Origin of the sequence: Kitasatospora sp. NPDC052868, from assembly GCF_044547105.1 — a bacterium.
Classification (GTDB): domain Bacteria; phylum Actinomycetota; class Actinomycetes; order Streptomycetales; family Streptomycetaceae; genus Kitasatospora.
Genome location: NZ_JBITZW010000013.1, coordinates 164895 through 189246, shown reverse-complemented (window position 1 = coordinate 189246; position 24352 = coordinate 164895). Strand labels below are relative to the sequence as shown.

At 73.6% G+C, this 24352-nt stretch carries 25 protein-coding genes and 1 pseudogene; 13 read left to right on the top strand and 13 right to left on the bottom strand.

Going from position 1 to position 24352, the window contains the following annotated elements:
- Positions 1-101 precede the first annotated feature (101 nt).
- Complete coding sequence (locus tag ACIGZJ_RS23155; RefSeq protein ID WP_396458989.1) at positions 102-1751, bottom strand: cytochrome D1 domain-containing protein; 1650 nt, start codon at positions 1749-1751, stop codon at positions 102-104.
- Positions 1752-2104: 353 nt separating this feature from the next.
- On the opposite strand from ACIGZJ_RS23155, the gene ACIGZJ_RS23150 reads away from it, so the two are divergent.
- On the top strand, positions 2105-3739 hold the full coding sequence (locus ACIGZJ_RS23150; protein WP_396458988.1) for an FAD-dependent monooxygenase: 1635 nt from the start codon (positions 2105-2107) through the stop codon (positions 3737-3739).
- Between the two features lie 193 nt (positions 3740-3932).
- On the top strand, positions 3933-4676 hold the full coding sequence (locus tag ACIGZJ_RS23145; protein ID WP_396458987.1) for a dienelactone hydrolase family protein: 744 nt from the start codon (positions 3933-3935) through the stop codon (positions 4674-4676).
- A 127-nt stretch (positions 4677-4803) separates the two neighbouring features.
- Here the strand turns inward: ACIGZJ_RS23145 and ACIGZJ_RS23140 are convergent, their stop codons facing one another.
- Complete coding sequence (locus ACIGZJ_RS23140; protein ID WP_396458986.1) at positions 4804-5589, bottom strand: hypothetical protein; 786 nt, start codon at positions 5587-5589, stop codon at positions 4804-4806.
- Positions 5590-5883: 294 nt separating this feature from the next.
- Here ACIGZJ_RS23140 and ACIGZJ_RS23135 point away from each other — a divergent pair.
- A pseudogene (locus ACIGZJ_RS23135) lies at positions 5884-6101 on the top strand (LysE family transporter); the annotation flags it as partial.
- A 252-nt stretch (positions 6102-6353) separates the two neighbouring features.
- Positions 6354-6800, top strand: coding sequence for a DoxX family protein (locus tag ACIGZJ_RS23130; RefSeq protein ID WP_392939275.1), 447 nt, complete (start codon positions 6354-6356; stop codon positions 6798-6800).
- 75 nt (positions 6801-6875) lie between these two features.
- Here the strand turns inward: ACIGZJ_RS23130 and ACIGZJ_RS23125 are convergent, their stop codons facing one another.
- The 3 genes from ACIGZJ_RS23125 to ACIGZJ_RS23115 all read right to left on the bottom strand — a co-directional run bounded on the left by ACIGZJ_RS23125 (position 6876) and on the right by ACIGZJ_RS23115 (position 8230).
- Positions 6876-7082: a DUF397 domain-containing protein gene (locus ACIGZJ_RS23125; RefSeq protein WP_396458985.1), complete on the bottom strand. Its 207-nt coding sequence runs from the start codon at positions 7080-7082 to the stop codon at positions 6876-6878.
- A 112-nt stretch (positions 7083-7194) separates the two neighbouring features.
- Positions 7195-7401, bottom strand: coding sequence for a DUF397 domain-containing protein (locus ACIGZJ_RS23120; protein ID WP_396458984.1), 207 nt, complete (start codon positions 7399-7401; stop codon positions 7195-7197).
- The gene (locus ACIGZJ_RS23115) at positions 7391-8230 is read right to left on the bottom strand and encodes a Scr1 family TA system antitoxin-like transcriptional regulator (protein ID WP_396458983.1); all 840 of its coding nucleotides are present in this window, start codon (positions 8228-8230) and stop codon (positions 7391-7393) included. Before ACIGZJ_RS23115 ends, ACIGZJ_RS23120 begins: the two co-directional genes overlap by 11 nt.
- A 124-nt stretch (positions 8231-8354) precedes the next feature.
- Between ACIGZJ_RS23115 and ACIGZJ_RS23110 the strand changes: the two genes are divergently transcribed.
- Entirely contained in the window at positions 8355-8609 is a 255-nt protein-coding gene (locus ACIGZJ_RS23110) for a hypothetical protein (protein WP_396458982.1), read from the top strand.
- 286 nt (positions 8610-8895) lie between these two features.
- Positions 8896-9384: an NUDIX domain-containing protein gene (locus tag ACIGZJ_RS23105; RefSeq protein ID WP_396458981.1), complete on the top strand. Its 489-nt coding sequence runs from the start codon at positions 8896-8898 to the stop codon at positions 9382-9384.
- A 62-nt stretch (positions 9385-9446) separates the two neighbouring features.
- Here ACIGZJ_RS23105 and ACIGZJ_RS23100 read toward each other — a convergent pair whose 3' ends face one another.
- Genes ACIGZJ_RS23100 through ACIGZJ_RS23080 form a run of 5 tightly spaced genes read right to left on the bottom strand, consistent with a single transcriptional unit; the run spans position 9447 to position 13642 of the window.
- Positions 9447-10019, bottom strand: coding sequence for a hypothetical protein (locus ACIGZJ_RS23100; protein WP_396458980.1), 573 nt, complete (start codon positions 10017-10019; stop codon positions 9447-9449).
- Positions 10016-11419: a hypothetical protein gene (locus tag ACIGZJ_RS23095; protein ID WP_396458979.1), complete on the bottom strand. Its 1404-nt coding sequence runs from the start codon at positions 11417-11419 to the stop codon at positions 10016-10018. Before ACIGZJ_RS23095 ends, ACIGZJ_RS23100 begins: the two co-directional genes overlap by 4 nt.
- Positions 11416-12225: an ABC transporter ATP-binding protein gene (locus ACIGZJ_RS23090; RefSeq protein WP_396458978.1), complete on the bottom strand. Its 810-nt coding sequence runs from the start codon at positions 12223-12225 to the stop codon at positions 11416-11418. Before ACIGZJ_RS23090 ends, ACIGZJ_RS23095 begins: the two co-directional genes overlap by 4 nt.
- A gap of 32 nt (positions 12226-12257) precedes the next feature.
- A complete protein-coding gene (locus ACIGZJ_RS23085) occupies positions 12258-13085 on the bottom strand; it encodes a zf-HC2 domain-containing protein (protein ID WP_396458977.1) in 828 nt (275 codons plus the stop codon).
- Positions 13082-13642: an RNA polymerase sigma factor gene (locus tag ACIGZJ_RS23080; RefSeq protein ID WP_392939260.1), complete on the bottom strand. Its 561-nt coding sequence runs from the start codon at positions 13640-13642 to the stop codon at positions 13082-13084. Before ACIGZJ_RS23080 ends, ACIGZJ_RS23085 begins: the two co-directional genes overlap by 4 nt.
- 291 nt (positions 13643-13933) lie before the next feature.
- Between ACIGZJ_RS23080 and nadE the strand changes: the two genes are divergently transcribed.
- Together nadE and ACIGZJ_RS23070 are read left to right on the top strand one after the other, a co-directional pair.
- Positions 13934-14764 carry an ammonia-dependent NAD(+) synthetase gene (gene nadE, locus ACIGZJ_RS23075; protein WP_392939258.1) on the top strand — a complete coding sequence of 277 codons (831 nt, stop codon included), beginning with the start codon at positions 13934-13936 and terminating at the stop codon, positions 14762-14764.
- A gap of 210 nt (positions 14765-14974) precedes the next feature.
- Complete coding sequence (locus ACIGZJ_RS23070) at positions 14975-15745, top strand: alpha/beta fold hydrolase (RefSeq protein ID WP_396458976.1); 771 nt, start codon at positions 14975-14977, stop codon at positions 15743-15745.
- 15 nt (positions 15746-15760) lie between these two features.
- Here the strand turns inward: ACIGZJ_RS23070 and ACIGZJ_RS23065 are convergent, their stop codons facing one another.
- Both ACIGZJ_RS23065 and ACIGZJ_RS23060 read right to left on the bottom strand, forming a co-directional pair.
- A complete protein-coding gene (locus tag ACIGZJ_RS23065; protein WP_396458975.1) occupies positions 15761-17002 on the bottom strand; it encodes a saccharopine dehydrogenase family protein in 1242 nt (413 codons plus the stop codon).
- Positions 16999-18066, bottom strand: coding sequence for an alpha/beta hydrolase family protein (locus tag ACIGZJ_RS23060; RefSeq protein ID WP_396458974.1), 1068 nt, complete (start codon positions 18064-18066; stop codon positions 16999-17001). Before ACIGZJ_RS23060 ends, ACIGZJ_RS23065 begins: the two co-directional genes overlap by 4 nt.
- A 112-nt stretch (positions 18067-18178) precedes the next feature.
- On the opposite strand from ACIGZJ_RS23060, the gene ACIGZJ_RS23055 reads away from it, so the two are divergent.
- The 3 genes from ACIGZJ_RS23055 to ACIGZJ_RS23045 all read left to right on the top strand — a co-directional run bounded on the left by ACIGZJ_RS23055 (position 18179) and on the right by ACIGZJ_RS23045 (position 20911).
- Positions 18179-19069: a PaaX family transcriptional regulator C-terminal domain-containing protein gene (locus ACIGZJ_RS23055; protein ID WP_396458973.1), complete on the top strand. Its 891-nt coding sequence runs from the start codon at positions 18179-18181 to the stop codon at positions 19067-19069.
- A gap of 56 nt (positions 19070-19125) precedes the next feature.
- A complete protein-coding gene (locus ACIGZJ_RS23050; RefSeq protein ID WP_392939252.1) occupies positions 19126-19569 on the top strand; it encodes an RrF2 family transcriptional regulator in 444 nt (147 codons plus the stop codon).
- A gap of 133 nt (positions 19570-19702) precedes the next feature.
- Positions 19703-20911 (top strand): globin domain-containing protein, encoded by a 1209-nt coding sequence (locus ACIGZJ_RS23045; RefSeq protein WP_396458972.1) that lies wholly within the window; start codon positions 19703-19705, stop codon positions 20909-20911.
- Positions 20912-20981: 70 nt separating this feature from the next.
- Here ACIGZJ_RS23045 and ddaH read toward each other — a convergent pair whose 3' ends face one another.
- On the bottom strand, positions 20982-21809 hold the full coding sequence (gene ddaH, locus ACIGZJ_RS23040; protein ID WP_396458971.1) for a dimethylargininase: 828 nt from the start codon (positions 21807-21809) through the stop codon (positions 20982-20984).
- Between the two features lie 386 nt (positions 21810-22195).
- Between ddaH and ACIGZJ_RS23035 the strand changes: the two genes are divergently transcribed.
- Both ACIGZJ_RS23035 and ACIGZJ_RS23030 read left to right on the top strand, forming a co-directional pair.
- On the top strand, positions 22196-22978 hold the full coding sequence (locus tag ACIGZJ_RS23035; RefSeq protein ID WP_396458970.1) for an SGNH/GDSL hydrolase family protein: 783 nt from the start codon (positions 22196-22198) through the stop codon (positions 22976-22978).
- A gap of 181 nt (positions 22979-23159) precedes the next feature.
- The gene (locus ACIGZJ_RS23030; RefSeq protein ID WP_396459033.1) at positions 23160-24341 is read left to right on the top strand and encodes a hypothetical protein; all 1182 of its coding nucleotides are present in this window, start codon (positions 23160-23162) and stop codon (positions 24339-24341) included.
- Positions 24342-24352: the final 11 nt, after the last annotated feature.

Sequence of the window (24352 nt, the reverse complement as noted above, 5' to 3'; positions counted from 1 at the left end):
GGACGTTTCGTCCAACCCTGCTTCGCCCAACACTGCGCGGCGCGCAGCACCGGGAGCCGGGCCCCCGCCTCCCGGGGAGAGGGAGGCGGGGGCAGTCGGGCTCAGACGCAGCTGATCAGCAGGGCGAGGGTGGCGGTGCAGGTACGGGACGCGCGGTCGTTGGTCGCGACCGGGTCGGCGGGCGCGCTCGCGGTGCGGGCGGCAGTGACGGTGAAGGCCCGGCCGAGGTTGAGCAGGCCGACCTGCACCGTGACGTGGCGGGTGGTGCTCGCACCCTGGGCGAGCGGGGTGGCGACGGTGCAGTTCAGCTTGCCGGAGGCGATGGTGCAGTCGGTCGAGGAGGCGCTGAACCCGCTGGGCAGGTCGGCGGTGACGGTGGCCGAGGTCACCGTGGCGGGGCCGTTGTTGGTCAGCGTGAGGGTGTAGTCGACCCGGCCGGAGAACAGCCCGCCCACCGGCGCGGCGCCGAGCGAGACGGCGAGGTCGGCGGTGGGTGCGGTGTAGCCGAAGCGGTCGGCGGGGGTCACCGCGCTGGTGCCGCCCGGCGTGGTGACCCGGACGTCCACCGTCCCGGCGGCGGAGGCGGCGGGCGCGGTGGCGGTGCAGCCGGTCGCGGTGCAGGTGAAGGTGGTGGCGTTTCCGGCGGCGCCGAAGCTCACGGCGGTGGCGCCCTCCAGGTCGGTCCCGGTGATGGTGACGACCGTACCGCCGGCCTGCGGGCCGGACGCCGGGCTGACCCCGGTCACCACCGGCACCGGCAGCGGGAAGCCGAGGACGCTCACGGTGGAGCCGGTGAAGTCGGTCAGGTAGCCGCGCCGCCCGTCCGGGGTGAGCGCCAGCGTGAACGGGCTGGCGCCGACCGGCACCGTCGCGGTGACCGCGCGGTCGGCGGTGGTGATCACGCTCAGCGTGTCGTCGGCGTAGTTCGAGGCGTACGCGTACCGGCCGTCCGGGGAGAGCGCGACGGCGAACGGGTTGGTCCCCACCGTCACGGTGCCCGCGACGGTCTTCGCGGCGGTGTCCAGCACGCTGAGGGTGTTGTCGCCGCCGTTGGCGGTCCACAGCCGGGAGCCGTCGGAGCTCAGCGCCAGGCCGAACACCCCGTGGCCGACCGCGATGGTCGCGCTCACCGTGTTGCTCGCGGTGTCGACGACGCTCACCGCCTGGGCGCCCGAGGCGGCGACGTAGAGGTGCGCGCCGTCCGGGGCGACGACCAGGCCGTGCGGCTCGGCGCCGACCGGGACGGTGGCGGTGACGACGTTGGTCGCGGTGTCCAGCACGCTGACCGTGCCGTCCCCGGCGTTGCCGACGTAGACGTGTGCGCCGTCGCGGGCGACGGCCACCCCGAAGGGCTCGGCGCCGACCGGGACGGTGGCGGTCACGGCGTTGGTCGCGGTGTCCAGCACGCTGACCGTGCCGTCGAGGTGGTGGGTCAGGTACGCGTGCCGCCCGTCCGGGGCCCAGGCCACGGCGTACGAGCCGGTGCCGGCCGTGAAGGTGCCGGCCACCGTGCCGGTGGCGGTGTCGAGGACGCTCACGGTGCCGCTGCTCTGGCTGGTCACGATCGCCCGGCCGCCGTCCGGCGCGAGCGCGACGCCCGCCGGGTACTCCGCCACGGCCACGGTGGCGGTCACGGCGGGCGGCGGCGCGGCGGCCTCCGCGATGCCGGGCTGCGACAGCAGCGCGGCCGTGGCCGCACCGGTGGCGACCACGGCCGTCCAGGAGCGGCGCGGGGAGCGACGTATTCTCACGGGGGTCTTCTCCAGACTCGTCAAGGCAGCGGGGAACGCTGGACTCCGGTACGCGCCGGAGCCGCACGAAGCGTAGGAGACCCCTTGACGGAGCGTCAGGAGTTGATCGGGATTGTTGCCAAATGTTCAGAACCGGTCACCGGTCACGCCAGAGTGAGCGCAGTCCGGCGGCGAGGCGATCAAGGCCCCGCTGCGGGGTGAACGGAGGGGCCCCGACGGAACCGGTGTCCGTGCGGCTTCGGACCGTCCCCGGGGAAGGCACGGGTGGCGGCCCGGCGGCTGTCGGGCGCAGCCTGGAGGGAGGCGATCGCGCGTGCCCCGGAAGGCGGTCGGTGACCGGTCTAGGAGCGGCCATGGACGAGACCGACGTACTGGTCGTGGGCGCGGGCCCGGTGGGCCTGACCGCCGCCGCCGAGCTGCGGCGCCACGGGGTCGGCTGCCGGATCGTGGACCGCCTAGCCACCCCGCAGCACTACGCCAAGGCCGTCGGGGTGCAGCCGCGCACCATGGAGGTGTGGGACGCGATGGGCATGGTCGGCGCGGCCCTCGACGAGGCCGTCCCGATGCTCGGCCAGCTCCTGTACTCCGACGGGCAGCCCGGCCCCCGGATCGAGCTGGCCCTGCCGCCCGACATCCCGTACGCGTTCGCCGCGCTGCCGCAGTACACGACGGAGCGCCTGCTCACCGAGCATCTGGCCGGCTGGGGCACCCACGTCGAGCGCGGCACCGAGTTGCTCTCCCTCGAACAGGACGCCGACCACGTCCGGGCCGCGCTCCGGGGTCCGTCCGGGCCACGGGAGGTGCGGGCCCGCTATGTGGTGGGCTGCGACGGCGCCCACAGCCTGGTGCGCAAGACGGCCGGCCTGCGGTTCGAGGGCGACGCCTTTCCCGAGCAGTACATGCTGGGTGATGTCGAGGTGGACTGGGACCTCCCGGCGGGGTACGGCGTCCGGGCCGTGCACCACGACGCGGACGGGAAGGTCGACGACCTGCTGGTCTGCATCCCGCTCCCGGGCCGGGGGCGGTACCGGATGTCGATGACGGTGCCGGACGAACTGTCCCGCGCGGGTTCGGGGGACGGCGTCGAGCACGGGTTGGAGGGGGGCCGGGCTCCCGAACTGCGGCACATCCAGGCGGTGCTCGACCGGCTCTCGCCCCGGCCCGCGCACGCCTCGGCGCTGCGCTGGGCCTCCACCTTCCGGATCAGCCACCGCCTGGTGGACCGCTACCGGGCCGGGCGGCTGTTCGTGGCCGGGGACGCGGCCCACATCCACCCGCCCACCGGCGCCCAGGGCATGAACACCGGTGTCCAGGACGCCTACAACCTGGCCTGGAAGCTGGCGCTCGCGGTGCGGGGCATCGCCGCCGACGGCCTGCTCGACAGCTACCACGCCGAGCGGTACCCGGTCGGCGCGGAGGTCGTCGGGCGAACGGTCCGGCACGCCAGGGCGGGCGTCCCGGCGGACGCCGAGTCCGACTCCGACGACCTGGAGACGATCCTGCGGCGGGAGGCCCAACTCCTGGTCGGGTACCCCGACAGTCCGCTGGTCGAGCAGGCCGACGGCACGGACGCCGCAACCGGCGGCCCCGCCCCCGGTGACCGGGCGCCGGACTGCCGCGGGCTGGAGCGCGAGCTCGCGAGCTACCCGAGCCGGCTGTTCGACCTGCTGCGCAGCCCCCGGCACACGCTGCTGTTCCACGTCGACCCCGGGGCCGCCGGCGAGCAGGTGACCACGTGTGCGGTGGCCGCGCTGTCCGCGGCCCACGGGCTGCTGGACGTGTACGCGGTGCTCGCCCCGGGCGCGCCGCAGCCGCAGTGGCGCCTGCCGTTCGTCCGGGACGGCGCCGGCGAGTTCGCCGCCGCCTACGCGGCCCGCCCCGGGGAGGCGTTCCTCATCCGCCCGGACGGCTGTCTGGCCGGGCGGTTCCACCCGCCGACGCCGGAGCGGCTGGCGAGCTGCCTGCGCCGGACGTTCGGCGTGGGGTGAGGCCGCTGGTGAGCGGGTGTCGAACGCACGGACGTCAACGCCGTTGACCGAACGACCACTTGTGGTACGTTCAGCGTCGCCGTTTACCGCAGGGACTGAGGAGGTGAGACCGATCAACGCTGTGACAGATCGGAGCTCCCTCCCGCGCATCGCGTAGGGAGCGCCGCACAGGGCACCCCGAAAGGCTTACGCCGTGCGCTTCACCTCCCAGACGTCCTCCGACGGCGTCACCGAGCAACTCTTCACCCTCGCTCACGACTTCGGCGAGATCCCCGGCGTCCTGTGGACACCGGACGGCGCCACCGGGCAGCGTTCCCTGATCCTGATGGGGCACGGCGGCGGCCAGCACAAGACGGCCCCCGGCATCGTGGCGCGGGCCCGGCGTTTCGCGGCCGACGGCGGTTTCGCGGTGGCGGCCGTCGACGCCCCCGGCCACGGCGACCGGCCGAGGACCGCCGAACACGACCGGATCATCACCGAGTTGCGGACCCGCGCGCAGGCCGGAGGGGACGTGTCGCCGGTGGTCGCCGAGCTCCACGCGCTCCTGGCCGGCCAGAGCGTCCCGGAGTGGCGGGCGGTCCTGGACGCGGTCCAGGACCTCGGCAGTGTCGGAGCCGGTCCGGTGGGCTACTGGGGCATGTCGATGGGTTGCGGACTCGGCGTTCCGTTCGTCGCCGCCGAGCCCCGCGTTCGCGCGGCGGTGCTGGGTCTGAACGGGGCGGAGACCTCGCCCGGGGCGGCGGCACGGATCACCGTCCCGGTGGAGTTCCTGGTGCAGTGGGACGACCAGATGGTGCCGCGGGCCGCGAGCCTGGCGCTGTTCGACCTCTTCGCCTCCGCCGAGAAGACGCTGCACGCCAACCCCGGCCGGCACGGGGAGATCCCGGCGTTCGAACTGGACAGCTCGCTGCGGTTCTTCGCCCGACACCTGGGCTGACACCCCGCCGGGAGCGATCCGCCGGGTGCGAGGCGCCGATCGGGCTTCGCTCCCGGTCGGCGGGTACGGCACACACCTGGTGCCGGGCGGCACGGCAACGTGCTGCCCGGCGCCGGGTGGTGGGGTCTCAGGAGCGGCGCAGCCGACGCGCGAGAGCGAGCGCGCCGGCCCCGATGGCGGGCACGCCGATGGCACTGCCGAGCAGCGCGGGATTGCCGCCCGTGCCGGCGGTGGCCGGAGCGACGGGCGCGTCAGGGGCGGTCGGGGCGGTGCTCGGCGCGGTCGGGGCGGTGCTCGGCATGGCAGCCGGGGCGGGCGTGGCGGGGGCGTCGGCGGGCGTGCCGGGGATCGAGTCGGTCCTGATGGTCCTGGTCTGCTCGGCCAGCAGCACCCGGGAGCCGGGCGCGGTCAGCCCGGAGCGCAGGGTGATGGACGGGAAGCCGCCGTCGGACGCTCCGTCACGGGGCAGCCCCGCCGCGGCGTTGATGCGCAGCTTCCGGGTGGCGGTGTCACCGACCGGGACGGTGACACCGCCGGGCAGCGTGCCGCTGAAGCCGGCGCTGCCGTCGGCGTGCTGCTCCAGCGGGACCGGCTTCCAGGCGCCGTCGGCGGGGTCCTGGTAGTCGATGGCGATCGCGTGCTCCGGGGCGCCGGTGCCACCGGTGGCCGTCAGGACCAGGACGTAGGTGCTGGTCTCGGAGCCGGTGTTGGTGACGGCCTCGGTGAACTCGACCGGCTGGCCGGCGAGTCCGACCGAGGCCGGGCCGTGGACGGCCAGGGTGGCATGCTTCACGGCCTCCGCGTGGGCGGCGGGCGCCGAGAGCGCGACGGAGCCGCACAGGGCGACGGCCCCGAGAACGGCGGCCACGGCGGCGGAGCGGCGCGAACGGCGGGTGCGGATGACAGTGGACATGACGGTTCCCCCCTGGAACGTCGGTGCGGGCATACGGAGTTACCGGCTTCCGGGCATGCGGGCATGTCGCGGAAGCGGTCGGCTGTGCGATGAGTGGAGTCGAGCGGACGCACGAGTGGCAGGTGTCGCGGTTGCGTCGATTCCGGGTGGTGGCCACCACCCCGCCCCTGCCCTCACCCTTGAAGACGCGTGGCACACGTCAGGGTTGCAGGTGGGTACGGAGAAGTTTTCCGCTCCCCCGAGAAGACGGGCCACGCCCACACCGCGGCCGCCTCGACGTTCGCCGCGCGTCCGCTGATCGCCACCCCCGGCGCCACCCTGGCCCTGCTGGTCCAACACGTCACCGACGGCGGCCGCCGCCAGGCGCCCTTCCCGTCATCCTCGGCAGCGTCACCGGCCTGTACATCCACGCGACCCTCGCCGTGGCCGGACTGTCAGCCCTGGTCATGCGCTCCAGCCTGGCCTTCACCGCCGCCAAGGCCACGTCGGCGGTCCTCATCACCCTCGGCATCCGGAGCGCCGTGACGTAGGCCGGGAGCCACCTCCGGCGGCCGCGGTGACGTGGCGAACGGCGTTCAGGTGTGGCCTCGGGCTGACGGTCCGTGGAACAACCATCTGTGGATCAAGCATCAGCGGACGGTTACGACTTCGTGAAGGCTCGATGGAAACCATTGCATCTTCAACTACGCACAGGAAAGGCTTGCCTTAGCAGTCACTCACCATGGCCGCGCCACAGCGGTCCCCCGTCCCCCTGGAGTACCTCAATGCCGCTCGTCCCCAGCAGTGTCGTCGACACCGCCCGCCCGTATGTGGTGGGCCTGTCGCGCATCGCGATCGGCCTGCTCTTCACCTGCCACGGAGCAGCCTCGCTGTTCGGCGTCCTGGGTGGCGCCAAGGGCGGCGGCACAGTGGAGGCGCTGTCCTGGCCCGGCTGGTACGCGGCCGTGATCCAGCTGGTCGGCGGCGGTCTGGTGACGCTCGGCCTGGGTACCCGGACAGCGGCGGTGATCTGCTCCGGCTCGATGGCGTACGCGTACTTCAGCGTGCACCAGGAGCACTCGCTGTTCCCGCTCCAGAACGGTGGCGAGCCCTCCGCGCTGTTCTGCTGGGCCCTTCTCCTGGTCGCCGCCACGGGCCCGGGCGCCCTCGCCGTGGACAGCCTGCTGACCCGCCGTTCGGCCCCGGCCACCACCGAGCCGGCCACCGCCTGACCGACGCTCGCCCGATGCCTGCCCGACCCGCCGAGCCGGCGGGTCGGGCAGGTGTCGGCGTTCGGGGCGCAGCGGTCAGAGAGTGCCGAACTCACCAGCCCGGACACCGGAGACGAACGACCGCCAGGCATCGAGCGGGAAGACGAGCGCGGGGCCCTCGGGGTCCTTGGAGTCACGCACGGGAACCGCCCCGGGGAAGCTTCCGGAGACCTCCACGCACTCACCACCGTTCGTGGAGTACGACGACTTGGCCCAGGATGCGCCGGAGAGGTCGGGGTTCATGGAAGTAGCTCCTTCCGAGCCTTGCGGACCAGTGCCAGGGATACAGCTTCGGGCGGCCCTGCCGCCCACTCCGGTGGGCTACCCGCACTACGGCGTGGGGCGGAACCGACGGTCAGAGGATGTCGAACTCCCCGGCTCGGACATCGGCGATGAACGACCGCCAGGCATCGAGCGGGAAGACGAGCACAGGGCCCTCGGGGTCCTTGGAGTCGCGCACGGGCATGATGCCACTGTGGCCGTCAGCGACCTCGACACACCCACCCTGACCATTGCTGTAGGTGCTCTTGCGCCAACGGGCACCACTGAGGTCAACGGGCATGGTCCTCGAAGTCCTTCCGTACTTTGCGGATATAGGCCACCGACGCCGCTCTCGACAGCGCCTCGACCTGGAGCCGATCGTAACTGCTCACCCAGCCCGCCACCGTCTCGGCATCTCGCTCAAGATACCCACGTTGAAGGGTCTCGGTGTACCCCATGACGCGTCGGTCCGGAAGCGACAGGAGAACAAGCGGGTGGTTGAGCGGCCGGTCCTCCCCCAGTTCCAGCGGGGCGACTTGGAGGACATTCATCGGGCAGTCCGCCAGTGCCTCCAAGTGCCGCAACTGCTCAACCATGACACCGGCGCCACCAATAGGCCTGAGCAGGCAGGTGGCATCGAGGACGGCCTGAACAGTTGGCGGACGGGCCTCGGACAGACGAGCCTGCCGCGCCCTGAGGAACGCCAGCCGTTCTGCTGCCTGGGCCTGCGTTGAGTTGCCTTGGCGCACAGCGGCCATCTCGTACGCCTCCGCGTACGACTGAACCTGCAGCAGTCCAGGGACGACCCCGATTTCAAACAGTCGTATGGCCGTAGCGCGCGACTCGTGCTCCGCAAACTCGGGAAAGCCTTCAATGAGCACGCTGTGCTCCAACTGGTCGAGCATCAGCTCGATCGTCCCGCCGGTCTCGAGCGCGCGGTCCACCTCCTGCGCGAGACGACGGCTGGGCGGCTCCACACCTCGTTCAATTCGCGAGATATATGACGCCGAGAAACTGATGGTCTCCCCGAGCTGCGCCTGGGTGAGGCTTCGACCCTCGCGCGACCTGCGGAGTTGAACGCCGAGTGCGGCACTCGGAGATGACGATGGATCAAGTTCGCGGCGGTTCATGCCACTCCTCAACTGAACCCAGGCTGACTCGCTAGTTCCGTAGCTACCGATCGTAGCCCTCGGCGCCCCATCATGGATACAGGTCGTGACGACCTCAAAGCACAGCGCAACCATTGGAGCACCCATGCCCCGTCGCCCTCACATTCCCGCCTACAAGCCCGAGGTGGGCGAGGTCGTCCGCGACATCGCCCACCGCTCCCCCGGCGGGACGCCCGTCGAGGGTGTCTACATGGACACCCTCGGCGGGCTGGCCTACCTCCGCCCCGAGCGCGGCGGCTGCGAGTGGACCACCAGGCCCGAGGACCTCCGACGGCTCGAACTCCCCCGCCTCGTCCCCGTCCAGCAGCCGAGTCGGCCCCGCGCGCACGACGCGGCGTGAGCGCCAGCGGCAAGCTGCTCGCGATCACGCTCGCCGTACCGACCCTCAGCGCCGCCACCGCCGCAGTCGTCTGCCGGCCGATCCACAGCGGGCCCCTCGCCCCGCGGATCCTCATCTTCGGCCTGATCCTCGCGACCGGTGTCATCGCCGGAATCCCCGCCTGCTTCAGCCGGCTGTCGGCGACCGAATCCGATCGCCCTCCTCCCGACTGCCCTCCGGCCCGGGGCCCCCGCAGGAACCGGGCGGGGCCCCGGACCACCCCCAACCTCCCACCAAGGAAGCCGACTTGCTGTACCCGCTGCCCGAGATCCTGACCCACCCGCCGCGCCGCCGGCTCGACCACCAGGCCCTCGTCCTGAACGCCGACGGCGCGATCCTCCTCGTCGAGACCACCTACCGCAACGGTTTCACCCTCCCCGGCGGCCCCGCCGAGCGCAACGAGCTCCCCCACCTCGCCGCCCGTCGGCACACCGAGACCGAGACCGGCCTCGTCCTCCCCCTCCGCACCCTGCTCGCGACCGACTACGTGAACGAGCAACTCCTGCCCGAGGGCGTGACCTTCGTCTACTGGGGCGGTCGCCTCACCCGCGCGCAGGAGACGACCGTCGGCCGCCACCGCCCGCCCGAGCAGATCGTCGGCCTGCACTGGGTGCACGACGCCCGGCTCGCCGACGTCATGGCCACCGACCAGCACCGCCGGGTCACCCAGTCACTCACCGCCCTCGCCCGTGGCGCGCATCTCCCCGTACTCCTGCGCGGGATCCCCGTCGGCTGAGCCGAGCGGTCAAGGACGGGATCCGCCCCGCGCGTTCGGCGCGGGCGGCGTCCAACCCCCCGTTACCGCCTCGGGCCTGCCAGGGCGTAGACCACGGTGCCGGTGGCCAGCAGGGCCAGTGCCGTTGCGGTGGACGCCGTGGTGCCGGCGGGGAAGATTATCCAGTGGATCACCTCTCCCAACTTGCCCCGGGGAGCGGGGATGAGGAGGGCGAGCGCGATCCAGCCGGTCGGCAGGGTCCAGGCGAGCTGGGCCCCGCAGAGCGCCGCCCCGAGTGCGGCCAGGCCGACCAGGCCCGCGCTGTCCCGCAGGACGACCTCGGTGGGGGCGAGCTTCGCGCCCGCCGCCTGGACCGCCAGCAGCGCGGCGCCGGCGAACACGCCGATCAGCAGGACGTGTGCCGCGCGACGGGGCACCCACCGGATCGCGGCCGTCCGCTCCAGTACGACGTCCGGCCCGCCGAGCCCGACGGAGGCGGCCGCCACGTTCGCGGTGAGGACCATGATCGCCACCCCCAGGTCCACCGGGCCCGGTCCGCCCTGGTTGAGGGCCCACACCGCCACCGCGACGAGCGCGACCGCGGCGGCCGAGGCCGGCACCTGCCGTGAACGGGCGTACAGCGTGAGCCACCTCATCGCGCCGCCTCCCCCGCCAGGGCCGAGAGCTGCACGTACCCCGAGCAGGAGACCGTGGCGGCGCGCACTGCGGCGATCCGCGAACGCTGCTCGGCGGGTGACGCCGCCATCAGCTTCTCCCAGCCGGCGTCGGCGTCCGCCCAGGTCTTGAGCGACCACACGTCGGTGCCCTTCGGCTCCAACGGCTGGAGCCGGGGGTCGTGCAGGGCCCAGCTCACCGCGATGCTCTGGACTGCGACGTCGTCGCTCCCCCCGCCCTCCCGGTCGCTGTGCCCGTGGCAGTTCGGGGCCAGGCCCTGGCCGATCAGCACACGGGTGAGTTGCTCACCCTTCGCGTCGACGAGCTGCCGTTCGTCGAAGTCGACCAGCACCACCTCGCCGGAGAGTGGGCGTTCCTGGCCGAGCGCGCGCAGCATGGTGTCCTCCCGCACCGAGGTCGGCGCCTTGTCGCCGAGGAGGTCGTGCAGCACGCGCAGCGCCTCCTTGCCGCGCAGCGCGAGTTCGGGCAGGCGTGCGCGGTTCGCCTGCGTCACGCACACCGGTCCGTCGCAGACCGGGGCGGCGGCGGCGCGGTCGACGACGTAGGCGTCGCGCGGAGCGGCCGGGAGGACCGGCAGGGCCACGGCCAGGCCGACCAGCACGGGGATCACCGCGAGCAGCCGGGCCCGCCGGGTCACGGCCGACAGCAGGGCGAAGCCGGTGGCGAGCAGGCCGAGCAGCCAGAGCGTCTGGCCGAGGTGCACGGAGCCGGACAGGGTCAGCAGCATCTCCCGCGGCTCCACCGTCACCGGGGACAGCTGGGCGAGCCGGCTGGGCGCCGCGATGCTTGCCGGCAGTGCCCCGTCACCGTTCTGCCGCAGGAGGACGCCCGTCAGCAGGAGGACGAGCACCACCAGGGCGGGCGGGGTGAGCACGGAGGGCAGCGCCCGTGCGACGCCCATGCCGAACACGGCTCCCGCGACGAGGGCCAGCGCCGCCACGAGCGAGATCGGCAGCCAGCCCAGCGGCGTGTAGGCGGTTGGGCCGAGGGCCACCTGGACGCCGCCCACGAGGAGCAGCAGGCCGAAGCCCGCCACCAGTGCGAGCGCCAGCGCCCCGGCCGACAGCGCCGCGCGGTGCCAGGCCGGGCGCGGCGTGGTCACCAGCAGTTCGGCCATCCGCGAGCGGGATTCGCGCAGCCCGTACACCGCCCCGATGCCCACCGCGAGCGGCCACCAGAAGCCCAGCAGGTACCTGGTCCACATGGCCATGGTGGTCCACTGGGCCGTCCACCCCGCGGTGCCCTTCCACCAGATCCCGTCGATCAGACAGAAGACCGCCAGGCTGCCGCCCAGGACGACGATGCCCGGCCACGGGGCGGCGGAGCGCTTCCACTCGATTCGCAGGACACGCGCGCTCACCAGTTGCCTCCCGGCTGCCCGGAGTTGCGGAGCAGCGCCGAGTAGCCGCGCTCCAGGGGGCTGTCGCCCGGGTACTCGGCGCCGCCCGCCGCGGCCAGGTCGTCGGGTGTGCCCTGGAAGACGAGGCGGCCGTCGGCGAAGAGCACCACGTCGGAGCAGGCCGCCGCGACGTCCTCGACCAGGTGGGTGGAGACCACCACGCAGGTGTCGCGGCCCAGTTCCTGCAGCAGTTCACGGAAGCGCAGCCGCTGCGCCGGGTCCAGGCCGGCCGTCGGCTCGTCCAGCAGCAGGACCACTGGGTCGTTGACGATGGCCTGGGCGATGCCGGCCCGCCGCACCATGCCGCCGGACAGGGTCTTCATCCGGTGGTCGGCGCGGTCCGAGAGGCCCACCCGTTCCACCGCCCGCTGGACGGCCGCGGGGATGTCCGCCTTCGGGACCTCCTTCAACCAGGCCATGTACTCGACGAACTCACGTACCGTGAAGCGCTTGTAGTAGCCGAAGTCCTGCGGCAGGTAGCCGATCCGGCGGCGCAGCGCCCGGTGGTCGCCGATCCCGCCCACGGAGGTGCCGAGCAGCTCCAGTTCGCCCTCGGCGGGGCGCAGCACGGTGGCCAGCGCCCGGATCAGGGTGGTCTTTCCCGCCCCGTTGGGCCCCAGGAGGCCGTGGGTGCCGGTGCCCAGGGAGAGGTCGAGTCCGTCGACGGCCATCTTCTTCCGTCCGACCCGTACTCTCAGGCCCTCGGCCCGGATCTCCCAGGCGTAGGTCTTCGGCGCGGTGTCCGGCGCGCTCGTGGTGGGCGTCATGCGGTGGTCCCTTTCGAGGGTCGACGATGGTTTCACAGCGTTGAGTACGCGTTTCTGCGGGCGATCACGGCGCCGGTGCCGAGGGCCAGGAGCAGTCCCCAGGCGGGCAGTCGGTCCGGTTGCAGGGCGAGCTCCAGGGCGTGCGGGACGCGGCCGGTGGCCCAGGCGGGTGCCACGACGGCGGCGGCCCACGCGGTGGCCAGCCCGGCGGCGGCGCGGGTCACGCCGACCACGCTGCCCAGTGCCAGGGCGGTGGAGGTGAAGGCCAGGGAGGGCAGCAGCCACTGCGCGGCCGTCATGGATCCGGTCCACCAGCCGCCCGCCAGGAGCACGGGCAGGACCACCACGAGGACCGCGGTGGTGCGTCTGAGCAGCAGGGGCAGGCCGGCCCGGGCGGTCGAGGCCGTCAGCTCGTGCGCCGGGTCCAGGCCGCGCGACCAGGAGGCGGCGACGCCGCACAGCGGCAGCACGGGCGCGATCAGCAGCATCGGCGAGGCGTCGCCGGAGAGCGCCGACGGCCAGGCCTCGTCCAGCAGCAACGCCGTCAGGGTGACGAGGACGGTCATGGCCAGCCACGGGCCCATGGCCGGGGTCATCCAGGCCGACACCCAGCGCGGGCGGAACCGCCGCGAGGGTGCCCGGACGGCCGCGTCCAGCTGCGGCTCCAGACCGGCCCGTACGGTGTCCACGAGCGCGGCGATCCCGGGTGCCTCGGTGACGACGGACTCGGCCAGGCGGCCGCGGCACGTCGCGCAGGTCTCCAGGTGGGCCTCCAGGGCCCATACCACGTCCGCGGCCAGCTCCGTGTCACCGCGTGCGTAGTCGTCGATCAGCCGCATCGACGCGTGTCCCGCGCTCATGCCAGCGCCTCCCTCATCGCGATCCGGGCCCGGCGGGCACGTGTCTTGACCGTGCCCTCGGGCAGTCTGAGCAGGACGGCGGTCTCCCGGACGGTGAGTCCGTCGAGCACCATGGCCTGCAGTACCTGTCGGAGCTCCGGCGCCAGCTGCCGCAGGGCGTCGCCGACGTCGCCGCCGACGGTCCCGGCGAGTGCCTCCTCCTCCGCCGCGGGCACCACCGCCCGCTCGGCGGCGGCGACCGGCGGTTCGGCGTGGTGGGCACGGCGGCGGAACGCGTCGACGAGGCGGCGTGCCGCGATCGTCCACAGCCATCCGACGGCCGTCCCGCCGACCGCGCTGCCGGCGAACGCGTCGGCCGCCCGCCACACCGCCAGATAGGTCTCCTGCATGACCTCGGCGACGATCTGCTCGTCGGCGCAGCGGCGGCGCAGTCGCACCGCCAGCCACGGCGACGTGCGCCGGTACAACTCGTCGAACGCTCCGCGTTCACCCCTGGCCACCAGCCGGAGGAGTCGCTCCTCGTCCAGCTCGTCCAGTGCTCTCCTGCGTGATCTCACACCTGCCAGACGACGGATCCGGCGTGCAGGTTCTGCATTCGGGGTGATCCGGGTCACAGTGCCGCGGGGGGAGGTTTGTCCGGGCCGGGGGCGCATCGCGCGAGGTGGGGGCGCCGGGCGGCCGTCGGGCCGGGCCTTACCCCCGGCGCACCGGGCCCTGGCATGGGGCACCGGCCACCAGGCCGGATGCCCCGCGCGGGGCCCCGCGGCCGTCCCATAGAGTGCTTCCGTCCGCTACACACCTGTGGCGCCGGGTGCCGACCCGCCCACGGGCCCGACCGAGGAGCAGCCGTGACCGACCAGGCGTCCATATCCCTGCAGCAGGAGATCGCCCGGGACCTCCAGGTGAGCGCGTCCTTCGACGCCGCGCAGGAGATCGAGCGCCGGGTGGCCTTCCTCGCCGACCGGCTGACCTCCACGGGTCTGCGCGCCCTGGTGCTCGGCATCAGCGGCGGCGTGGACTCCACGACGGCGGGCCGGCTGTGCCAGCTCGCCGTGGAGCGGGTCCGGGCCGCCGGGCACGACGCGACCTTCTTCGCGATGCGGCTGCCGTACGGCGCGCAGGCCGACGAGAAGGACGCGCAGCTGGCGCTGGAGTTCATCCGGCCCGACCGGATCCTGACCGTGGACGTGAAGGCCGCCAGCGACGCCGCGCTGGAGGCGGCGCTGGCCGGGGGCACGGTCTTCCGGGACGCGCACCACCAGGACTTCGTGCACGGCAACATCAAGGCCCGGCAGCGCATGATCGCCCAGTACGCGGTGGCGGGTGCGCACGAGGGGCTGGTCGTGGGCACCGACCACGCCGCCGAGGCGGTCTCCGGCTTCTTCACCAAGTTCGGCGACGGTGCGGCCGACGTCGTCCCGCTCACCGGTCTGACCAAGCGGCGGGTGCGGGCCGTGTCGCAGGTCCTGGGTGCGCCGTCCGCGCTGACCCACAAGACCCCGACCGCCGACCTGGAGACGCTGGACCCGGGCAAGCCGGACGAGGACGCGCTCGGTGTCACCTACGACGACATCGACGACTTCCTGGAGGGCGAGCCGGTCGAGCAGGCGGCCTTCGAGGTGATCGTCCGCCGCTACCGGCTCACCGAGCACAAGCGGCAGCTGCCGATCGCCCCCTGAGGCGGGCGGTAACGGGCCCTGCGGCGCGTTCGGGCAGGATGGGCGCCATGCCCACGCCTTCGGAACACCCCGGCCCGTAATGCGTGGCGGGTGGTGGACGGCCGGTGCCAGGATGGCCGGATGCCAACATTTCCTGCTCCGGACGGAACCCGCCTCGCCTACCGCGTCGTGGGGAATGGCGATCCGCTGATCTGCCTCCCCGGAGGGCCGATGCAGGCATCCGCCTACCTCGGTGACCTGGGCGGCCTGCCGGCCGCCGCAGGGCGTTCGCTTGTGCTGCTCGACCTGCGTGGCACGGGGCAGTCCGAGACACCGGCCGACCCGTCGAGCTACCGCGTCGACCGGCAGGTGGACGACGTCGAAGCGCTCCGGGCCCACCTTGGGCTGGAGCGGATCGACGTGGTGGCCCACTCCGCCGCCGGCGACCTCGTGCTGCTCTACGCCGGCCGGTATCCGCAGCGGATCCGGTCGCTGGTGCTGGTGACCGCCCGGGCCCGGGCGGCCGAGATCGAGTTCCCGCTCGAGGGACGGCGCGAGGCGCTCGCGCTGCGCAGCGGTGAGCCCTGGTACGACGAGGCGGTGCCCGTCCTCGAGCGGGCGATGGTCGGGGAGGCGACCGAGGACGATTCGCGGTTCCTGGACCGCCTCTTCTACGGCCGCTGGGATGCGGCGGCGGAGGCCCACGCCGCATCCGGCAGGGACGGTTACAACGAGGAGGCTGCTCACGCCTATCCCGGTTCCGGCGCGTTCGATGACGCGGCCGCGGTGCGCGAGGCGCTGGCCAAGCTCGACGCGCCGGTGCTGGTGCTCGCGGGCGAGTTGGACCCGTCCCCTCGCCCGGACAAGGCTGCGGAGGTCGCGGCGCTCTTCCCGCGCGGGGAGTTCGTCGTCCAGCCGGGCGGCGTGCACTTCCCGTGGCTGGACGACCCGGGATTCTTCGTCCGGACAGTCGGCGAATTCCTAGGCCGTAGCGACGCGTAGTGGTCGGCTCCGGAGTCAACCCCCGAAGGACTTCCGGAGCCGACCACTTGGCGGGCCCGTACCGTCAGCGCGCCCCAGCCGGCCGGGGCCACCGGTCTCCTCAACCAGCACGCCCGGCAGGTGCGGCTCCAGGTCGCGGAAGAGGCGCCGCGCGTCGATGACGGCCTCCGACGGGTGGACGCCCGGGCGGCGGGCCGTGCCGTCCAGCACCTGTGCCAGCCCGAGTGCGAGCGGGATCCCGGTGGCCCGGGCCATGTCGGCGAGCAGGCGCGGCGGCTCCTCGGCCGGGCGGGCGAGGACGGTGAGCGGGCGGCCGTCGCGCAGGCCCGTGGCGGCGGCGAAGAACGGCGGCAGCGTGCCCGGGCCGCGGAACGCGGCGGCGCGGACGGCGGCCGTCAGGGCGCGGCCGGTCGGCGGGTCGGCGAGCAGCGCCGCGGCGGACTCGTTGTCCAGCCGCCCCCGGTCGAGGTCGCGCCGCAGGCCGTCCAGGTAGGCGGCGGTGCCACGGGTGACCACCATCAGACAGGCCGCGTCGCCGCCGGGCGCGAGGCTGCGGTGCAGGGTGACCGGTTCCGGGTGGCCGACGGTGTACCCGGTGCCGGTGCGGCCGCCCGGCAGGGCGAGGGTGACCGGCCGCAGCGGCGGCCGCCGTACCGGCTCCCCCCGCTCGACGACGGCGACCGTGCCGCTGATCTGCTCCATCCAGTGGACGGCGGCGGCGCCCGGGCGGCCGTCCGGACCGGTCAACTCCTCGCCCGCGTCGGGCACATCGACGGGCCAGGCGGTGTACAGGTCGTGCAGGGTGTCGAGCCGTTCGGCGGCGAGCACGGCCAGCAGGTTGGAGAGGCCCGGGCTGGCGCCCATGCCGAGCACGGCCGTGACGCCCGATCTCCTTGCCTCGCCGTCCAGTTCGAGCATCCGGACGGTCGGCTCCCAGTCGTCGCACAGGTCCAGGTAGTGGGTGCCGGTGCGGATCGCGGCGGCCAGTACCGCCGGGCCGAACCGGTAGTAGGGGCCCACGGTGTTGAGTACCGCGTCGGCCTCGGCGAGCGCGGCTTCGAGGCGTCCGCCGTCCGTGATGTCGAGTTGACGTATCGTCAGGTCTGCTCGGCACGGCTGGAGCGCGGCGGCCAGCCGGCGGGCCGCCGCGAGGTCGCGGTCGGCGACGACGACGCTCCGGACGCCGGGCAGTTCGACGGCGGCCCGGACGGCGGCCGCGCCCATCGCGCCCGCTCCGCCGAGGGCGAGGATCCTCATCGGCGCACCGCCTTCGGCGCCACGGACTCCAGGTAGCGGCGCAGGTCGTCCAGATAGCCGTCGACATAGACCGAACGGGGTGCGGCCACCGCGGTGAGCAGGCCCCGGAGGGAGTCGTCCTCGACGCCGGGCGCGGCCAGGGAATGGCTCGCCGCCGGGTAGCTCCGCACGGTCAACTGGCCCGGCCCGGTGAGGAGTCGGCGGTAGCCGGACTCGGTGTCGGCGACGTCGACGTTGCGGTCCCGGCCGCCGAGCACCAGCAGTACGGGCACCTTGAGCGCGGCCAGGTCGGCGGTGGCGTCCGCGGTGAAGTTCCGGCCGATGAACCGCCAGCGCCCGGGCGTCAGATCGCCGAGGTCGGCGCCCACGGCGGCCCTGGCCTGCTCGTACGTCGCCCCCTTGCGCAGTTGGTCGTTGACCCGTTCGCGGCGGGCGAGTTCGGCGTCGATCCGGCTCTGCGGGGCGTGCTCGTCGGCGAGTTCGGCGAGCAGGTTGTAGCGGCCCTGCCGGAGCCAGTCGACCGCCGGGGAGACGGCGATCACGAACCGGACGTCGGGCACCCGGTTGGCGACCTTGGGCAGCACCCAGCCGGCCTGGCTGATGCCCCAGAGTCCGATCCGGCCGGGGTCGATGCCGGGCTGGGACCTGGCCCAGGCGATGGCGGCGGCGGTCTCGGCGGCCCGGTCGTCCATGGACTGGTCGAGCCAGTCGCCGGGCGCACCGCCGACACCGGGCTTGTTCCAGGAGAGCGAGGCGTAGCCGGCCCGGGCGAGGGACTCCCAGATCGGCCGGTAGAAGGAGTCGCGGGTGGCATCGGCCGGGCCGTCGCCGTGGACGAAGACCACCAGCCCGAACGGGCCGTCGCCGCCCTCGGGCCGGGCGAGCACGCCGTCCAGGGGCTGGGCGCCGCCGGTGATGGTCACCCGCTGTTCGCGCAGCTCGTAGCTGTGCTGGTAGGCCACCCAGCCGGCCGCGGCGCCGGTCGGCAGGGCCAGCGCGAGCAGGGCGCCGAGCAGCCGCCGGAGCCAGGTGCGGGTACGGGTGCGGGGTGTTCGTCGCGCCATCGGGCCACCGGATCCCATCGCTGCCTCTCGTTATCTATCGCTGTCAAAACTATCGTTTCATTTTCGATAGTTTGGAGCGTACTACACTCCTTCGAGGAAGGGAGCGGTCGAGATGACGGAGGAACCAAGGCCCGAGGTCCCCACCAGGACGCTGGTCGAAGGGCTGGTCCGGGCGGACGGCACGGTCGACGCGGGCGAGCTGTACGAGGTGGCCGGCACGCTCGGGATGTCCGACCAGCAGGTGCGGCTCTGCATCAAGCGGATGGCCGCCGAGGGCCTGATCGTCCAGGAGGGCCGGGGTCGGCGCGCCGTTCTGCGGGAGACCGAGGAGGCCCGGCTCGCGGCCGAACCGGAGGTCGGCTTCGTCCGGCACATGTACGCCCAGGACGCCGGGCTCGCGCCCTGGGACGGCAGCTGGCACCTCGCCGCCTTTGCCGTCCCCGAGTCCGCCCGCCCCGCCCGGGACGCGCTGCGCGAGGCCCTGGTCGCGCTCGGCGGCGCGGCCGTCCAGGGCGGCGTCTACGTCTGCGCCAACGCCTGGGAGCCGTACGTCGAGACCGAGGCCGAGCGGCTCGGGGTACGCGACCGGCTGACCCTGATGACCAGCACCGACCTGCGGATCGGCGGCGAGGCGGGGCCGGCGGCACTGGCCCGACGGCTCTGGCCGATCGACGAACTCGCCGACGGGCACCGCCGGTTGGCCGCCATCGCGGGCGAACGGCTGGCCCGGCTGACCGCCGCCGATCCCCCCGGTCGGACCGAACGGCTCGCCATCACCGTGGAGTTGGCCGCCGCGTTCACCCGCGCGACGACGCCCGACCCGCTGCTGCCGCCCGAACTCCTGCCCCGCCCCTGGCCCGGCACCGAGGCCCGCACGCTGACCGCCGACTGCTGGCGGCTGCTACTGGCGACCGAGGGCTCCGACCCCGCACCCGGGCCCCGGCTCTTCCACCGCTACGAGCGGGTGGTGCGCGAGATCACCGGCACGCCGGAGGACGCCTGACGCCGCAGCGGGCAATAAACTGGATTTTGTAAGTCGTATTAGCTAGCGTGCACATCGTGAGGCTGACCAAGAGCACCGACATCGCCCTCCGCATCGCCATGCGGCTGGCCGTCGTCGAGGACGACGCCACCCCGACCACCCGCGAGGTGGCCGAGGCGGTCGGGGTGCCGTACACGCACGCCGCCAAGGTGGTCAGCCGACTGCAGCACCTCGGCGTGGTGGAGGCGCGGCGCGGGCGCGGAGGGGGCCTGGCCCTCACCTTCGCCGGCCGCACCGGATCGCTCGGGCTGCTCTTGCGCGAGCTGGAGGGCGTCGGGGACGTGGTCGGCTGCGAGGACGATCCGCCGTGCCCGCTGCGCGCCGCCTGCCGTCTGCGCGGGGCGCTGCGCACCGCACAGGAGGCGTTCTTCGCGGCGCTCGACCCGCTCTGCATTGGCGACCTGGTCGCCTCCCCCACCGGGCCGGTCCTGCTCAGCCTCACCATCAGACCCACCGACTGACCCGGCCCGCCCGCGGGGCGCGCCACCGGGACCACCCCTTCGCACGCACGCACTCCACACCCACACCCGGTTCCGCACGCACCTGCGCGCGGGCTTAAATACGAGTTTCAGATACAAATTTGGAGCGAGATCGATGCTGTCCGCCAAATCCGCCGAGGTCGTCGAAGCCACTCTGCCCGCCGTGGGCGCCGCGATCGGCGACATCACCCCGCTGTTCTACGACAAGCTGTTCGCCGCCCACCCGGAGCTGCTTAGCGACCTCTTCAACCGGGGCAACCAGGCCAACGGCACCCAGCGGCAGGCGCTGGCCGGGTCGATAGCCGTCTTCGCCTCCGCGCTGATCGCCCACCCCGACCAGCGGCCGGACGCCATGCTCGCCCGGATCGCGCACAAGCACGTGTCGGTCGGCATCTCCGCCGACCAGTACCGCATCGTCCACGAGCACCTCTTCGCCGCCATCGTCGAGGTCCTCGGCGAGGCCGTCACCCCCGAGGTGGCCGCCGCCTGGGACGAGGTCTACTGGCTGATGGCCAACGCGCTGATCGCCGTCGAGGACCGGCTGCGCGGCGAGGCCGCCGCCGGGCAGGGCAGCGCGGACCCGGCCGACCTGTGGCGCCCGTACACCGTGGTCGCCCGTTACCAGGAGACCGACGAGGTGGCCACCTTCCTGGTCCGCCCCGCGGACGGCGGGCCCGTGCCGCCCGCCCGCCCCGGCCAGTACGTCTCGGTGCGGACGATGCTGGCGGACGGCGCGCGGCAGATCCGCCAGTACAGCCTCTCCGGCCACCCGGACGGCGCGCTCCAGTTCTCCGTCAAGCGGGCCGCCCGGTCCGAGGACACCCCGGCCGGCGAGGTCTCCACCCACCTGCACGACCACCTGCGGGCCGGCGGGACCGTCGAACTCACCCCGCCGCTCGGCGATGTCGCGCTGGCCGACGGCGACGGGCCGGTCCTGCTCGCCTCCGCCGGCATCGGCAACACCCCGATGACCGCCATGCTCGCCCACCTGGCCGCCGGCGGATCGACCCGGCCGGTGGTCGCCGTGCACGGCGACCGCGACCAGCTCACGCACGCCTTCCGGGCCGAACTCACCCAGCTCACCGCCAAGCTGACGGACGCCACCGCCCATGTCTTCTACGAGCGGCCGCTCGGCGACTGGCCGGCCGAGCGCAGCGGGCTGGTCGACCTCTCCACGGTGGCCGTCCCGCCCGGCACCACCGCCTACCTGTGCGGTCCGCTGCCCTTCCTGCGCTCCGTCCGGACGCAGCTGCTGGCCGCGGGCGTGCCGGCGGCGGACATCCACTACGAGGTGTTCGGCCCCGACCTCTGGCTGGGCGCCTGATCCGACCGGCGTGACGGGACCTTGACGGTCCGGTCGGCCCGGTCACCGCGGCCTGGTCACTGCCGCGTGGTCACCGCGTCCTGAGCTCCAGGGTGCAGCACTTGGCGCCGCCCCCGCCCTTGAGCAGTTCGGAGAGGTCCACCGGGACGGGCTCGTACCCGTGCTCGACCAGCCGCCCGGCGAGGGACTTGGCGGTCTCCGGCAGCAGCACCCGGCGCCCGTCGGAGACGGCGTTCAGGCCGAACACCTCGGCGTCCGCGCGGTCCGCGAGGATCGCGTCCGGGTAGAGGGCGCGCAGGGCGGCCCGGCTGTCGGGGGCGAAGGCCTCCGGGTAGTACATGACGTGGTCGTCGTCGAGGACGGCCAGCGCGGTGTCCAGGTGGTAGAAGCGCGGGTCCACCAGGGTCAGGCTGAGCACGGGCACGCCGAACAGCGCGCCGGCCTCGGCGTGCGCCGCGCGGTCGGTCCGGAAGCCCGTCCCGGCCAGGACCCGGCGACCGGCGACCAGGTGGTCGCCCTCGCCCTCGTTGACGAACCCCGCCCGGTGGACCTCGCGGAAGCCGTTGGCCTGGAACCAGCTCTGGTAGGCGTCGGACTCCCCGGCCCGCTCCGGGTGCCGGAACGTGGCGACCAGCGCCCGGCCGTCCAGCACGGTGGCGCCGTTGGCCGCGTACACCATGTCGGGCAGGCCCGGCACCGGCTCGATCAGGTCCACCGTGTGGCCGAGCCGCCGGTACAGGGCGGCCAGCCGCTCCCACTGGCGGACGGCGAGGGCGGTGTCGGTGGGCTGCGCCGGATCCATCCAGGGGTTGATCGCGTAGTCCACGGTGAAGTGCGTCGGTCGGCACATCAGGTAGCGACGCGGCCTGGCGGTCCGTTCCGGGGTTCGGTTCGGCATACGGCAACCTCCGCCGTCCGGTGGTGCGGGAGCACGGGAGGGGTACCGGGGCACCCCGGCCGCGCGGGAGTACGGGCGTACGCCCCAGAGGGCGGCTGCCCGGGTGGCGCCGTTCGTACGCACGTGCGGACCCCTCCGGCGGACGCAACCCCCCGCGCACCCGGCGCGGCCCCCGGCGCACAGGCGCACGGGGGGCTCTGCACCTGAGGGTGACGACCGCTCAGACCGCGCCCGGCGCCCGGCCTCCCGAGCCTGCCGACCGGTGGGCCGACATCAACAAGGCAAGGGCCCGACGTGTTCCGGGAAGCCCACGTGGCCCATCTCACGTACCGCGACGGGCCACCTACGGTGGCGTAGGTCACTTGAGACAGTGAACTATCTCCTTCATGCCGAACCTCCAGGAGACCCTTGACCTCAGTTCGTACGCCGCCCTCGGCGACAGCTTCACCGAGGGCCTGAACGACCCCGGAGCCGGCGGCGCCTTCGCCGGCTGGGCGGACCGGCTGGCCGGCCTGCTCGCCGAGGGTCGCCCGCCGGGCGGGTTCCGCTACGCGAACCTCGCCGTACGCGGGCGACTGCTCGACCAGATCACCGCCGAGCAGGTGCCGCAGGTTCGCCGCATCCAGCCCGATCTGATCACCTTCTGCGCCGGCGGCAACGACATCCTGCGCCCGGGCAGCGACCCGGACGAGGTGGCCGAGCGCTTCGAGGCCGCCGTCGTCCAGCTCGTCGAGTCGGCGGGGACGGTCCTGATCTGCACCGGCTTCGACACCCGGGGCGTGCCGCTGTTCAAGCACCTGCGCGGCAAGATCGCCACCTACAACGGCCACATGCGGGCCGTCGCCGACCGCAACGGCTGCAAGGTCGCGGACCTCTGGTCGCTGCGCGCGGTGCAGGACCGCCGGGCCTGGAGCGAGGACCGGCTGCACCTGTCCGGCGAGGGCCACCAGCGGGTCGCCCTGCTGGCCGCCCGCTCGCTGGGGCTGCGCACCGAGCAGGACCCGGAGGCGCCCTGGCCGACCGTGCCCGAGCTCTCCCCCGCCGAACAGCGCAGGGAGAACCTGCACTGGGCCCGCACCTACCTGGTCCCGTGGGTCGGCCGCCGCCTGCGCGGCGAGTCCTCCGGCGACCATGTCGAGGCGAAGCGCCCGGAGCTGCTTCCGCTCTGACGATGCGTCAGAACCGCACGGCGGCCCGCCACCCTTCCAGCGGTACGGGTGGCGGGCCGCCGGACGCCCGCTCCGACCCTCCCCTTGCCCGTGCTCGATTCGCCCCCGCCCGAGGATGGTTGACGACCGCCTACCTGGCGTAGCCTCGATCGGTACGGAACGCGCATCCACCGGGGGGGCCATGCTGTTCGTCGCCGTCATCGCCATCGTCGCCGGGTTCGCCCTCGGGTGCCTCACCGCCTCGGCCGTCCTGCGAAACCAGGCGATCGACGCGGCCCGACGGGCCGCCGCCTCGGCCGCCGTCGCCGCGAAGTCCGCGGACGACGCCCGGGCGCTGGTCGCGCCGGATGCGACACCGGTACGGACGGTGCCGGCGGTGTCCACCGCGAAACCGAAGCCGCAGCCGAAGCCGCAGCCGAGAGCGAAGCCCGGGCCGAAAGCAGCGCGGCCGAAGCCGGCAGCCGTTTCAGGCGCTCGACGCACGGAACTCGCCCTCGTGCACTCCGCGCTGGTCAGGCTGGAGCAACGGCGCCGGGCCGAGGCTTCGGATCCCTCCGCACCCCGGGACGCCGTACCCCGGTCCCGGCAACGCTCCGCCAAACCCGCACCCGTGCCCGCCGCCAAGCCCGTATCCACTCCCGTGCCGGGTCCCGTCGATGAGGACGGCCTGCCCCGTCTCACCGTGACCACCGGTCCGCTGGACGGTCCCGGGCCGGTCCCGCAGCGCCAGGAGGGCGAGCGGTTCCACTACTCCGGCCGGACCGACGAGCCGACCGAGCTGGAGTTCCCCATCGAGCGGCCCGAACCCGGGGTGGTGGCCGTGGCACTGGTGGAGGCGACGACCAGGTCGAGCTTCTCCATCACACCGATGGTCAGGACGCGCACCCGCGTCGACACCCATTCCTCCCTGCTCTACGTCGCCTCCTACGAGAAACGCGGACGCTCCCGCAGGGTGCTGGCCGGCGACGTCACCCACCTCAAAGTGGAGTCAGGCGGCCGCAGCGAGTGGTCGGTCCGACTGTACGGCCCCGCGGAGGTCGACGAACTACTGGGCGAGCGCGAGGGGTTCGGCGAAACGGTCCTGGCGGTCCGCCCCGGCGACCCCAGCGAGGTGGTCGTCCACGCCAAGTCCTCCTCGTGGCACGCCCAGTTCGTCTGCGGCTGCTGGCGGGACGACGACTGCAAGTGCCCCTCCCCCAAGGGACTTCCCTCCTGGTTCCGGACCTACATCAGCGCCTACGGCGAGGCCATGCGGGTGGTCACCCTCCCCCGCCCCGGCCTGTTCGTCCTGCACACCGACAAACCCACCGACCCCTGGCGACTCCAGGTCCGCCCCTACGGCTCCGGCCCGAAGCACGACTGACCCCGAGCCCG